Below are 13614 nucleotides of genomic sequence, written 5' to 3'. Positions count from 1 at the left end.
GAACTCAGAAGTGAAACCTCTTCGCGCTGATGGTAGTGTGGGGTTACCCATGTGAGAGTAAGTCATCGCCAGCTCATTATTCCTAAAAACACCCCAACCTAAACGTTGGGGTGTTTTTTTATGTGTGAAATTTGATTAAAGATCATTTATTAAAGCCATTGTTTATAAAATTTGAACAGGTTGCCCTTGGCCTGATTTGCCTGACTACTTTGCTAAATCCGACTCAATATTTAAAAAGTTTAGTCGTTGCTCTAGAGATAGAAGCTATTAAAAGTATTTAAATTAATCTCAAATAGTACTGATTTAGAATGGATTTTTATTGATGCTACATTTGTTCGAGTACACCAACATGCTAAGGGTATGAAAAGCCAAAATATCTCAAAAAGTATCGGTAGGAATGGCTCGAAAATTCATTTAACTGTGGATGCAAATGCTAATCCAATTAAATTTAATGTTTTATTTTAGTTTTTTAATTTAAGGTCAGGGCTTCAAGCAGCAAAAGTGCATTATTCTTTATACAGGTATCGATAAAAAAGCGGATAAATTGTAGATTGTTGTGTGGTCTAATTTCGATAGATCACGGTGGTATTTTAATCTTTTCTTGCATGGTCACTAAAATTCTAGACAGGTATAACCATTTTGATGGGCTTTTCATAATCAAATAGAGAATGCTGACCATTGCAATCATGTCTAAGTTTTGAATTGTAGAGCATCTCCGAAATAGCGATGAACATGATTACGAAATTTTTAATTGGGAAGAGTGCATTTTCAAACGCTTGTTGCTGTGTTTCAAAAATTGCCAATAGAGGTGGCTTCAAATTTTTGAAAAGTCATCAATCATGCAGAAAAAATATGTATGAGTCATATATGGGGCAAGAAATGTGGTGGCTGAAGGCGTAGGTTGTGTGGTAACTGCCTAATGGTTTACAGCCACCTTTTTTGCAAGTCAATTTCTTATCCGCGATTTGGGTTAATGAGTTATTTTATCTAACGAAGAGTTGTTTACAAAATCTATGGCCATTCACAGAGACATCGTCGATGCTCTTGATATCCAGCAGAAAATTAAAAATTTAAACCACTGTTTGTGTGTGTTTTTTAATCAAGCAAGATGAATAGAATTCATGGTAAAATGATCGGCTTTCATCTTAGATCTCTCCCGATCGCCATCTGCCAATCGAGATAAATAACCATGTCTACTGCTTATACTGCTCAAACAGCGCCTACTGCGTTGTTTGATTACGACAAATATTGGGCGTCGTGTTTTGAACCCGCACCATTTTTGCCGATGTCACGAGAGGAGATGGATCAACTCGGTTGGGATAGTTGTGACTTTATTTTGGTCTGTGGCGATGCTTATATCGATCATCCATCATTTTGTTCAGGCATTATTGGTCGTACTTTAGAAGCACAAGGTTTCCGTGTCGGCATTATTGCACAACCTGATTGGACCAATGCGGAAAGCTTCCGCGTTTTGGGTAAGCCAAATATTGCTTGGGGTGTAACCGCAGGGAATATGGATTCGATGATCAACCGTTATACAGCTGATCGTAAAATCCGTTCTGATGATGCTTATTCACCTGATAATCAACCGAATAAACGTCCAGACCGTGCAGCAACTGTGTATTGTCAGCGTTGCCGTGAAGCATTTCCAGATGTACCTGTTTTGCTGGGTGGGATTGAAGCATCATTACGTCGTATTGCACATTATGACTATTGGTCAGATAAAGTTCGTCGTTCAGTGTTGATGGACTCAAAAGCAGATTTATTGATGTACGGTAACGGTGAACGTTCAATCACTGAAGTGATGCATCGTTTAGCCAAAGGCGAAAAAATTCACGAAATTACCGATGTTCGTGGCACGGCATTTATCGTTAATAAATTAAACCGTCCATCTAAAGCCAAATTTGTGGAAATTGCATCGAATGATGTGGATGCCATTGGCCGTGTTGATCCCATCATCAATCCTTATGTGATGACTGAAGATTTAGATGGCTGTGAAATTGAACAAGATAAAGGCAATTCACTCGCCAAATATCAAAACTTCCAAAAAGAAGCTGTTGCCAATCCAATTATCCGCGAAGGCGATAATCTGGATGCAGATACACAAATTGTTCAGCTACAACTTGCACCATCTAAAGCGATTAAACATAAATTACCGCCACGTGAGTTGGCTGTGATTCGTTTACCTGCCTTTGAAGACGTGTCTGAAGATCCAGTCCTGTATGCACATGCCAATCGTATTTTACATTTGGAAACCAACCCGGGCAATGCACGTGCCATGGTACAAAAACATGGTGAACGTGATGTTTGGTTAAATGCACCACCAATTCCTTTAACCACAGAAGAAATGGATTACGTATTTGACTTGCCTTATGCACGTCTGCCACATCCAGCCTATGCTGAAGCACGTTTTCCTGCATTCGACATGATTAAATTCTCTGTCAATATCATGCGTGGTTGTTTCGGTGGTTGTACGTTCTGTTCCATTACTGAACATGAAGGTCGTATTATTCAGAACCGTTCTGAAGAGTCGATTCTGCGTGAAGTGGAAAAAATTCGTGATACTGCACCAGGCTTTACGGGAATTATTTCAGACTTAGGTGGCCCAACAGCAAACATGTACCGTTTGCAGTGTAAAGATCCTGAAATTGAGAAAAACTGTCGTAAACCATCTTGTGTATTCCCGGGTGTGTGTCAGAACTTACATACCGATCATGCACCGTTAACCCAGTTATATCGTAAAGCACGTGCCTTAAAGGGCATTAAAAAGATTTTGATTGGTTCAGGTCTGCGTTATGATTTAGCGGTGTTAAACCCTGAATATGTGAAAGAGCTGGTTCAGCATCATGTCGGTGGTTATTTAAAAATTGCACCTGAACATACCGAAAAAGGTCCATTGTCGAAGATGATGAAACCGGGTATTGGTGCTTATGACCGCTTTAAACAGATGTTTGATCGTTTTAGTAAAGAAGCCGGAAAAGAGCAGTATCTCATTCCGTACTTTATTGCAGCGCATCCGGGGACAACCGAATATGACATGATGAATCTGGCGATTTGGTTGAAGAAGAATGGTTTCCGTGCTGACCAAGTACAGACTTTCTATCCATCACCGATGGCAACAGCAACCACCATGTATCACACCGGTAAAAACCCACTGGCCAAAGTGGCGCGTTATACCGAAAATGTCGATATTGTGAAAGGTGAAAAACGTCGTCGTATTCATAAAGCATTCCTACGTTACCATGATCCAAACAACTGGCCATTACTACGTGAAGCGCTGAAGGAAATGGGGCGTGCTGATTTAATTGGTAACTCGAAGCAACATCTGATTCCGACTTATCAACCAGTGGGAACAACGGAAGGTCAGTACCAATCGGCACGTAAAAAGAATTCCACGGTTGCAGGTGATTCGCAAAAACGTACGGGTGAACATGCGGCTCGAAACAATCAAACCAGTAATGCATCGCGTCCGTCAAATACCAAAAAACGTCCAGAAAGAGGACAGATTTTGACTCAGCATACCGGTTTGCCGCCACGTGAAACGGGAGATGCAAAAAAACCATTTGCTGGCACCAAGCCAAAGGGCAAGTCTAAGCCGAGATCGAAAGCTTAATTTTGATCGGTGAATGAAGAAGGATGCTTAGGCATCCTTTTTTCCTGAATAAGGAAAATAAAGGATCAAAAACAGTTCGTCGGAATTGTAGGACAATAGCCAATAGTCTTATTGAATCAGCGTTAGAGCTTGATATACACTCTTTTGAGTGTCTATGAATATTGAATGAGACACCAATGCTGAATATAAAATAAGTGCAATTTTTTGTTTGTTTTTATAATGATTTTGTCATTATTAAATGCAGTTTGTTTACTTGACATATTTAATAAAAAGAGTGGTTGTATACTAAATTTCATAACAAACAATCGGTGTGACACCGACAAGATTATAAAAAATTAAAGGACTAAGAGCATGATGATGTACATTTTTATCGGGAGTTTAATCCTACTGTGTGTACTGTTTATGGCGTGGAGAAGTCTGGAAAATAGTACCAGACAGCAAGATAGTGCTTTAAAACAAAGGGCTATTTTTAATATTAATCAACAAATTACATATACTCGCCTTAAGGAAATACTGCCACAGAGCACGATTTTGGCACATGTCTCATTTGATGCTTTATTGACGACGAAATACTCTCGTACGCGCTATAAATATCGCAATATGGTGGCAGATTTTGTGGTACTGGATGAAAATCATCAAGTAACGGCCATTATTGCACTGGATGATCCCATGGTATTGAAGCGTCGACAGAATGCACAATATCAAGATGCCCTTTTAGCCATGGCGGGCTATCATGTGATTCGCTATGACGATGTGCCTGAATATTATCAGTTGAGACAAGATTTCCTGATTGAAAAGTTTGCTTATAATCAGTTAGGCACTGCACTAGAAGGTCACACAAAAAAGTATAATTTTTATCCAGTGTTGGGGCGAAAGAAAATCCGAATTTTAGGCTAATGAAAATAAGCATGAATAAACAGACTTATCATGCTTATTTTTTTATCGATTTAATTTGAAATACGTACAGCCGTAACCGTCATTTCAACGAGAACTTCAGCTGCATAAAGTTTAGATTCAACACATGTTCGAGCAGGGGCATGACCTTCAACGACCCAAGCGTCCCATATTTCATTCATTGCTGCATAGTCTTGTTCAATATCTTTTAAGAAAATGATCACAGATAAAATATGGGTTTTATTTGTGCCTGCATCTGCCAATAAGCGGTCGATATTATCCAGTGTTTCTTGAGTTTGCGCCTTAATATCGAGTGAAGTGTCATTGGCCAATTGACCCGCCAGATGCACTAAATTTCCTGAAATAGCCACTTCGCAATAACGCTTTTCTACATGTAGACGTTGAACGCTCATAAAATTTTAATCCTGTGTTTTTCGGCATCATTGCCATTGCACCGCTGTATCGGTATGGAGTACCAAGCGGTGAAGTGAAAATGGGTTAATGAACACCCTATTATGTGCAATCTTGGTCAGTAAAACAGCACCAAGCAGATCATCATCACAAGTGTTGTGCATTCAATGCCATCAAGCAGGGAATGCACCCATTAAACCACCGATGATACACATTTTCTGTTGCTCAAAGCGATCTGCAAGCGATGCAAAAAGAGCAATATTGCAACAACTGATTGCACCCAGTATTCAGGTGATATTGAGGAAAAATTGTTTATTCAGACCTTAGTGATGGGGGATATCATTTAGTTGAAAATGAGTCATTCAATTAGATTTAAAAAATTAATATCAAAATGTTTTTATATCTGGGGTGATGATAGGCGTGCGAAAGAGCTAGCCATTGACAACAGAAGTCAGAAAATTAATGGGTATGGCTTTATGTATATGGTGTTGTTGGCAATTTAAAAGCGGTATTTAGCGAAGGCAGGCAAGAAAGGATTCCATGACAGAGTTGCCCTGTAATATTCGGATTTGATCGTCACGCCAATCACAGGACAGTATGCTAAAAGTAAAGGTGATTTTTAGCATCTCAGCGGCTACATGGATAAATGCATCGCGCCGATAGAGTACCGTAAAAAGAAGTGTTGTGTGTAATCAATTGGTCTAATTTTATTCTTTTGTTTAAAAAGTATTCAAAATATTGACCAAAGTGAAAGTTGAGGCGGATCTTGCTGTTCGGAAAGTTGATAGACCCCAACGCCAATTAAGCGAAATTGCGCATATTCAGAAATTCGCATCTCAATTAGCAGTTGTTGTAGCACATCTTCTAATTGCTTTTTGTTTTGTAAGGGCTGTTTAAAACTTTTACTGTGCTGTAAAACTTGGAAATTTTTCAGTTTAAGTTTGGCTGAAACGCCACGGGCAGAAAGGTTTTTTTTCTCTAAGCTTGCCCAAACTTGATCAATCAGTTTAGGCCAATAGCTGTGGCATTTGGTCAAAATAAGATCGTCATCAAAAGTAGTTTCTTTTGAAATTTGTCGGCGTTCACGTTCAGTCTGTACAGGGCGTTCATCAATGCCTTGCGCATATAAAAACAATTGTTTGCCATATTTACCAAAATGTTGAATCAGGATGGTTTCATCCATTTGTTGCAAATCACCCAAGGTGTCCAGTTGCAGTGCCTTTAATTTTTCGTGGGTCACTTTACCAACGCCGGGGATTTTTTTCAGCGCTAAATGTTGAATGAAATGTTGCACCTGTGAGGGTTTAATTACACAAATACCATTGGGTTTATGCCAATCCGATGCAATTTTGGCTAAGAATTTATTCGGTGCTACACCAGCAGATGCGGTTAAACCCGTCAGTTGAAAAATATCGTTCCGAATTTGCATGGCAACTTCTGTTGCACTTGGAATATTTTTTAAATTTTCAGTCACATCTAAATAAGCTTCATCTAAAGATAAGGGTTCGATCATGTGAGTGTAACGCTGAAAAATCTGATGAATTTGAGTAGAGACATTTCGATATTTTTCAAAATGGGGTTCAATCACCAGCACTTGTGGACACAGTTTTTTGGCCTGTGACATGGACATGGCGGAACGTAAACCGAACTTGCGCGCAGGGTAGGATGCCGCTGCAATCACTGCTCTTGGATGGTGTGAGGAAATTACCACGGGCAGGTCTTTTAACTCAGGATGATCTTTGAGTTCAACAGATGCATAAAAGGCATCCATATCGATGTGAATGATTTTTCTCATGCAACTCACATTCTGCTTTGAATATAAGGTTAAGTTGAGTATCTCATTTTCATGCTTTGGATTGTAGTGCTTGAGTCAGAGGGTACGACACAATTTGACTGAGTAAAACTGCGGCTGTGTTTTGCTGTTTCGCAGCCTGAATTAAAATATTGAAGCTTTTTTCAGCACGGATGCTGTTATTTTATGGGCAGATGCTCAATGTTGTTTTGCGTGTAAATTTTATTTTTTTCCAAAAAATGGAGCCAGTCGGACTGATCGCCATGAAAGACATTTAAATCGACCACTTTAGTAATGCCTTGGATGCTTCCTTGATTGGTCTGTTGCCAAAACAACCATTGTGGGTTGCCTTTTAAATGGGGTTTACCTTGATATTCGCGTACCCAGAGCGGTGTTTTAGAAAATTGTCCGGCTAAAATAATATTATAAAATGACTTGGAAATATAGAAAATCGGTTGTTTGCCATAGTGTTGATACAACCGATCATGCATGACTTGGATTTCTTCTAGTAGTTGTTCTTTGGTATAGGTATTGATGCAGTTCGTGTCATATTCCAGATCAATCACAGGTGGCAGCGCATCGGGTTTATTGGGCACGGTGGCAATAAAATTCTGTGCTTGAATTTCACCATCACGGCATAAACGATAAAAATGATATGCGCCTACCAGAAAACCCTGTTCACGGGCTTGTAGCCAATTCTCCTGAAATTTTCGATCTTTAAAATCACCGCCTTCAGTGGCTTTTAAATAGATAAACTGAAATTCTTTCGGCGATATTTTTTTCCACTGGATATCACCCTGATGATGTGAAACATCAAAGCCTTTAACTGGATATTCCTGTGCTGAGGCAGGATTATGATGCAGGATAAAAACATAGACCACGATTGCAATGCAAATCAGTCCTAAGCCAACGCAAGAGGCGTAAAGCTTTTGTAGGCTGCTTTTGGCGAATCGTTTTTTAGGCATAACAGTATTTGCGATGATGAACCTTGAATATGATAACGCGATCTGAAGCCTCAGAGCACGTTGTTTCTGAAATCTGTTTAAACGGCTGTATCACGTGGAATACGCCAGAAAATATAAGCGGTAATGATGTTAATACAGCCTAAACAGATCAGCGTGCTATGAAATGCAAGGCTGATCTGTGCGCTGCCGTAATATGCGGTAAAAATGTTGACCAGTGTACCCGCCAAAGCCACTCCAATACTCATCGAGAGCATCATGATCATGGATAAAAAACTGTTGCCACTGCTGGCATCCGCTTGAGGTAAATCTTTCAGCGTTAAGGTATTCATGGAGACAAATTGCATTGAATTTAACATGCCAAAAATAAAGAAATGTAAGGTTCGCAACCATAGTGGTGTATCTGCTGTGGTTAAAGCCAGACTGGCAATACAGCTACCGACTAAAACCGTATTGACCAAGAGCACACGTCGATAGCCAAAGCGTTGAATAATCGGTCGAATAATCGGTTTTGATGCCAATGATCCGAGTACCGCAGGAATCATCATTAATCCCGTAATCAAGGGACTAAAACCAAACGCCACTTGCAACATTAGCGGTAATAGAAAAGGCAGCGCATTGCCGCCCAAACGCGCAAAAAAATTACCTAAAATACCAATCGCATAAATTTTATTTTCAAATAATTTGCTTCGAAATAAGGCATGTTCATGAGTGTGAGCGTGGTAAGTATAGATGGCTGCTGCAATGAGTCCTCCCACGATGAGCACAATGCTGAACCCAGCGCTGCTCTGGGGACTGGAAAAACTTTCAATGCCTAAAGACAGACCAGTCATGGCAATGACCAAGAACAGGAAACCGCTAAAATCAAATTTCTGTACCGTGGGTTCGGTAACATTCGGCATGGCTTTAAAAGTGACCAGTACACCCAACAGCCCCATCGGGATATTGATCAGGAAAATCCAATGCCATGTGGCAACTTCAACCAACCAGCCGCCTAAAGTGGGGCCAATCAGTGGGCCAATTAAACCTGCTAGACTCATGAGGCTCATGGCAGATAAAAATTGGCTACGCGGAATGACTTTCAGCATTGCCAAACGACCGACAGGCAGCAATAAAGCGCCGCCAACGCCTTGAGCAACACGAAAAAATAGCAGTTGCTCTAAATTTTGTGAAAATGCGCAGCCTAAAGAGGCCAAGGTAAAAATAATAATCGCTGAAAAATAAGTATTACGTACACCAAAACGGTCTGCAAGCCAGCCACTTAAGGGAATACAGGCAGCGACAGAAAGCACATAAGCCACCACCAGACTGTGCATACGTAAGGGATCTTCCCCCAAGCTGACGGCCATCGCAGGAATGGCCGTGTTGACAATGGTAGTATCGAGCGCCTGCATAAAAAAGCCAATCGAGACTAAAAAGACCAACAGTCTAAATTCAGGTTGTAAGGCTTGATGCGAGGGCGTGGCGTTCATATTTTGAAGAAGCTGAGGTTTTTAAACAGTTTAAATGAATCTAGGAAGGTTGTTGTATTAAATCGTTGTCTTCATTTTGCCATAACAATGCAATCAAACAGCAATCCAACCGTCATGGTGCTGACACGAGTTGCTTATAACTTGGTCGCAATTTTAACAAAAATGATGAATGAGCATGATGAAGACACAATTTTCGGCACTGATGCTTGCTTTACTTTCGGTGGGAATGGTGGCGTGTAATGATGATCAAAAAAATGAAGTGACTGTGACACCACCAGTCGTTGAGGAGAAAACCCCGAATAGCATTGAACTGGTGCGTATAGGTAGTTATGAAACTGGCATTTTCGGTGCCAGTGCAGCAGAAATTCCAGCTTTTGATGCTGCGAGCAAACGATTATTTGTCGTGAATGCTAAAAAGGGTATGGTCGATGTGCTTGATATGACACAGCCTGACAAACCTGTGCATATTGGGGAATTATCGGCGCGTGCATATTTGGCCGAATCAGAAGTGAATAGTGTTGCAGTGCATCAGGGTATTGTTGCTTTAGCCGTTCAAGCCAAGAATAAAACCGACAACGGCATCGTCGCTTTTTTTAATGCCAAAGATTTAACTTTTATGAGTCAGGTTGAGGTTGGGGCATTGCCGGATATGTTGGTATTCACCGCAGATGGCAAAAAGGTTTTGGTCGCAAATGAAGGTGAACCAAGTGCAGGGTATGCGGTTGATCCAGAAGGTTCGATTAGTATTATTGATGTGCGTAATATCCAACGTCCGCAAGTGAAAACAGCAGGATTTAGTGCATGGAATTCGCAAAAGCAAAGCTTGGTGGATGCGGGTGTCCGTATTTTTGGACCTGATGCTCAGCAATACGCCAATATAACAACGCAAGGTATTGCAACCACAACCGTCGCTCAAGATCTGGAACCTGAATACATCACCATCAGTGCCGACGGTAAAACCGCATGGGCAACGCTGCAAGAAAACAATGCCATTGCCAAAATTGATTTAATTAAAGATGAAATGGTGGATATTTTCCCGATCGGCTATAAAGATCACGGTTTAGCTGAAAATGCCTTTGATGCCAGCGATAAAGATTTAGGCATTAATCTTCAAGCTTGGTCGGGTGTTTTCGGCATGTATATGCCTGATGCGATTGCGCAATATCAGGTCGATGGGCAAACTTATTTGGTGACGGCCAATGAGGGCGATGCGCGGGAATGGCTGCTTAATGCGGATCAGTATTTTAAAGGGGATGATTTAAATGCCGGTTATGCCGAAGAAATTCGTGTAAAGCACTTATTTAACAGCAAAGGTTTTAGAAATAATGGCGATTATGCGGCACATTTACGTCAGATTGCGCCAAATGTAAAAGGGGCAAAATTAGATTCCAGCATTTTTTGTAAAAATGCACCTCAGGTCGAAACATGTTTGTCCGAGTTAATAGGGGATACTCAATTGGGCCGTTTAACCATAAGCTGGACCCAAGGTTATAAAAAAGATGCGCTAACGGGTTTGCCACTGCTGGATGAAAAGGGGCTAATGACCTACGACAAACTGTATGCGTATGGCGGGCGTTCATTCAGTATTATTGATCCAGTTTCGAAAAAAATAGTCTGGGACTCAGGCAAAGAATTTGAAGCAAAAGTTGCGGAAATGATGCCGCAATATTTCAATAGCAATCATGAAAATACTGTATTTGATGACCGTAGTGACAACAAAGGCCCTGAACCTGAAGGCGTTGCATTGGGTAAAATTGGCAATAAAACCTTTGCATTTATTGGGCTTGAACGTCAAAGCGGTATCATGGTTTATGATATTAGTCAGCCGAAAAAAGGACAGTTCGTTCAATATTTTAATGACCGAAAAATGACTGAGGCACCGAATAAACAAGGGGATTTAGGGCCAGAAAGTTTAATTTTTATTGCGGCGAAAGACTCACCAAATGGACAGCCACTTTTGGTGGTGGGCAATGAAGTGAGTGGTTCAACTGCAATTTATCAAGTGAAGTTAAACTAATCCACCGTGAGAAAAAAGAGCATAAGGTTGCTCTTTTTTTGTGTTGTGTAACAAAACCTTGTTACTGTGATGTGATTAAAGTGACACAAAACTGTCATAATCTTGCGCAACTCATTCGTCGTATTGGATGGGGCTTTTCATTGGTGAAAAAGGTTTTGTTTTTATGACAATCGAAATTTTGATGATTGTTGGTTTCTGTTTAGCTGCCTATTCAATTGTTGGAAATGATGTACCACAAACCTTAGGTACTTTTATTTCATCCAATGCCCATCGTCCTTGGTGGGTGTTGTGGCTTTATACCAGCAGTATTTTAAGCGTGGTGTTAATGTATGGTTGGTATGCCTCGGGCGTAGGTGATGCATCTTATGGTCGTCTTGAAACCATTCCTTTTCCTGAGTCAGGAATTACTTGGCTGTACATTGTTCCGCCTATATTGCTGATTCTGTTAACCAAGTATGGGATTCCTGTCAGTACCACATTTTTAGTTTTGACCATTTTTTCACCAAGCAGTTTGGGAGCCATGCTGACCAAGTCGATGATGGGCTATGCCGTTGCTTTTGTGGTGGCTATCATTATCTATCGCTTTGTGATTAAAGGGATTTCGGTTTATTTCAGTAAAACGCGCGATCATAAACCGTCTCATATCTGGATTGGATTGCAATGGGTCTCCACAGCGTTTCTGTGGAGCCAATGGTTAATTCAAGATTTAGCCAATATTTTTGTCTATGTGCCGCGTCAAGTTCCGTTTGAATTTCTAGTTTTTGCCATTTCTGTATTCGTGGCTTTATTAGGGATGATTTTCTACCAACGTGGTGGAGCCATCCAAAAAATTATCGACACCAAAACTGGGGTGGCAGATATTCGTTCAGCGACCATTATTGATTTTATTTATGCCTTAATTTTATTGGTCTTTAAAGAGTGGAGTAATATTCCAATGAGTACCACTTGGGTATTCTTAGGTTTACTCGCAGGTCGTGAATTTGCCCTGTCTATGCATCTGGCTGAAGTGAATAAATACCGAACTTCGCGTAATGTGAGTAAGGATGCAATGAAGTTGATGGTGGGTTTAATCATGAGTATTGTTCTAGCCACTACTTTGCCGTGGTTTTATCAAGTCATCTCAGGTTAATAGATTAATGCTTCAAAAAAAGCGAACCACGAGCTTAATGCGATTAGTTAAGAAGTGGATTAGTTTTTTTATTTTAAATTCATGATGTTATTAGATACGTGGAAATGTCATTCGCAACTGTTCGAGGCAAGACTACTTTGAAAAGTAAGGTTTCTGCGATTACTTGATCAATAAAAAGTATTTGACGAGTTTTGCGGTGAGGCGCACTGCGCCGCAAGATGCCTTTCTTGCGAACTCAAAATATATTTTGAGGCTTCTCATTTGGGCTTATCCAAAGTAATAAATGAGCTCCAAGTATTTGATTTAAAAATATAAGACTCCGTAGTGATTAGCTAAAAAGCTAAAAAGCTAAAAAGCTAAAAAGCTAAGGAGTTAATTGTAAAACCCCTTAACTGACTCGCATTAAAGCTATAAGCTCGCTTTTTTATTGTTACTGCACGCATTTAAATAGCAAAGTGTTTTGGAGCGCTTAAATTTTTAATTGCATTGATAATTTGGTCTGCATGATTACAAATAATCAATTTTGCCCGATGCTGCGGCGGTAAAAATCCTTCCTCAACGGCATGATCAAGCTGCGCAATTAAAGCATCATAGAAACCATTCACGTTGTATAGCATCATGGGTTTTTGGTGTTGATTTAACTGTCCCCAAGTGGCCACTTCTAAAATTTCTTCAAAAGTACCTAAGCCCCCTGGAAGTGCGACAAAAGCACTGGCACGCTCGGCCATCATCGCCTTACGTTCATGCATATTTTTGACGATGTGTAACTCAGTGAGTTGATGGTGTGCAATTTCATAATCGAGCATAAATTCAGGAATGACCCCAACGGTTTGACCGCCATGTTGTATGACGGCATTGGCGACTTGCCCCATAAGACCAATACTTGCGCCACCATAGACCAGTCCAAAACCTTGATCTGCAAGACCTTGAGCTAGAGCAATCGCTTTTTCTGTATAAATAGGTTTATTACCAGAACGGGAACCGCAATAGAGAGCAATTAACGCTTGAGTTGTTTTAGGCATCGGATTTTTATGTTTTGGAGTCATTTTTAATACACTGGTCATCATTATATTTTTACCATAGCATTTTATTTTTTCATGCTCTAGCTTACGCAGAAAATATGACAAAGCATGGACTAAAATAAACTCATTTTGCAAAAATTGTTAACAGGTGTGGAGAGAAAAGCGCGACACATTGAAAAAAGGATGAATTTTTACGCCATCTTGCCTATACTAAAAATCTGTTTTCCAACAAATGAATCAACATGGGTAGTGGTTGTCGTCGCTCCGAACACATCAATTCGTACGCAAAAATTATACCGAAT

At 40.3% G+C, this 13614-nt stretch carries 10 protein-coding genes, 1 rRNA gene and 1 pseudogene; 6 read left to right on the top strand and 6 right to left on the bottom strand.

The window, feature by feature from the left end:
• The 4 genes and pseudogenes from rrf to BLV99_RS01805 all read left to right on the top strand — a co-directional run.
• A 5S ribosomal RNA gene (gene rrf, locus BLV99_RS18680) occupies positions 1-74 on the top strand; the annotation flags it as partial.
• A 65-nt stretch (positions 75-139) separates the two neighbouring features.
• Positions 140-447, top strand: a pseudogene (locus BLV99_RS18365) (transposase family protein); the annotation flags it as partial.
• A 742-nt stretch (positions 448-1189) separates the two neighbouring features.
• Positions 1190-3613, top strand: coding sequence for a YgiQ family radical SAM protein (locus BLV99_RS01810; protein ID WP_092687115.1), 2424 nt, complete (start codon positions 1190-1192; stop codon positions 3611-3613).
• Positions 3614-3964: 351 nt separating this feature from the next.
• A complete protein-coding gene (locus BLV99_RS01805; RefSeq protein ID WP_092687112.1) occupies positions 3965-4510 on the top strand; it encodes a DUF2726 domain-containing protein in 546 nt (181 codons plus the stop codon).
• 50 nt (positions 4511-4560) lie between these two features.
• On the opposite strand, the gene BLV99_RS01800 is transcribed toward BLV99_RS01805, so the two are convergent.
• From BLV99_RS01800 to mdtD, 5 genes are all read right to left on the bottom strand, one after another.
• Entirely contained in the window at positions 4561-4920 is a 360-nt protein-coding gene (locus BLV99_RS01800) for a RidA family protein (protein WP_092687109.1), read from the bottom strand.
• Between the two features lie 27 nt (positions 4921-4947).
• Positions 4948-5082: a hypothetical protein gene (locus BLV99_RS18595; RefSeq protein WP_280138250.1), complete on the bottom strand. Its 135-nt coding sequence runs from the start codon at positions 5080-5082 to the stop codon at positions 4948-4950.
• Positions 5083-5648: 566 nt separating this feature from the next.
• Complete coding sequence (gene dinB / locus BLV99_RS01795; RefSeq protein ID WP_092687106.1) at positions 5649-6713, bottom strand: DNA polymerase IV; 1065 nt, start codon at positions 6711-6713, stop codon at positions 5649-5651.
• Between the two features lie 176 nt (positions 6714-6889).
• Positions 6890-7675, bottom strand: a complete 786-nt coding sequence (locus BLV99_RS01790; protein ID WP_171259132.1) for a glycoside hydrolase family 25 protein — start codon at positions 7673-7675, stop codon at positions 6890-6892.
• Positions 7676-7752: 77 nt separating this feature from the next.
• A complete protein-coding gene (mdtD, locus tag BLV99_RS01785; RefSeq protein ID WP_092687103.1) occupies positions 7753-9144 on the bottom strand; it encodes a multidrug transporter subunit MdtD in 1392 nt (463 codons plus the stop codon).
• A 178-nt stretch (positions 9145-9322) separates the two neighbouring features.
• Between mdtD and BLV99_RS01780 the strand changes: the two genes are divergently transcribed.
• Together BLV99_RS01780 and BLV99_RS01775 are read left to right on the top strand one after the other, a co-directional pair.
• A complete protein-coding gene (locus BLV99_RS01780; protein ID WP_092687151.1) occupies positions 9323-11161 on the top strand; it encodes a choice-of-anchor I family protein in 1839 nt (612 codons plus the stop codon).
• A gap of 163 nt (positions 11162-11324) precedes the next feature.
• Entirely contained in the window at positions 11325-12290 is a 966-nt protein-coding gene (locus BLV99_RS01775) for a hypothetical protein (protein WP_086184004.1), read from the top strand.
• A gap of 443 nt (positions 12291-12733) precedes the next feature.
• Here the strand turns inward: BLV99_RS01775 and BLV99_RS01770 are convergent, their stop codons facing one another.
• The gene (locus BLV99_RS01770; protein WP_086184003.1) at positions 12734-13354 is read right to left on the bottom strand and encodes an LOG family protein; all 621 of its coding nucleotides are present in this window, start codon (positions 13352-13354) and stop codon (positions 12734-12736) included.
• Between the last annotated feature and the right edge of the window lie 260 nt (positions 13355-13614).

The sequence above is a fragment of the Acinetobacter kyonggiensis genome (genome assembly GCF_900107285.1).
GTDB lineage: Bacteria > Pseudomonadota > Gammaproteobacteria > Pseudomonadales > Moraxellaceae > Acinetobacter > Acinetobacter kyonggiensis.
The sequence above is the reverse complement of the archived record's forward strand: the minus strand, read 5'-3'. Positions and strand labels throughout refer to the sequence as shown.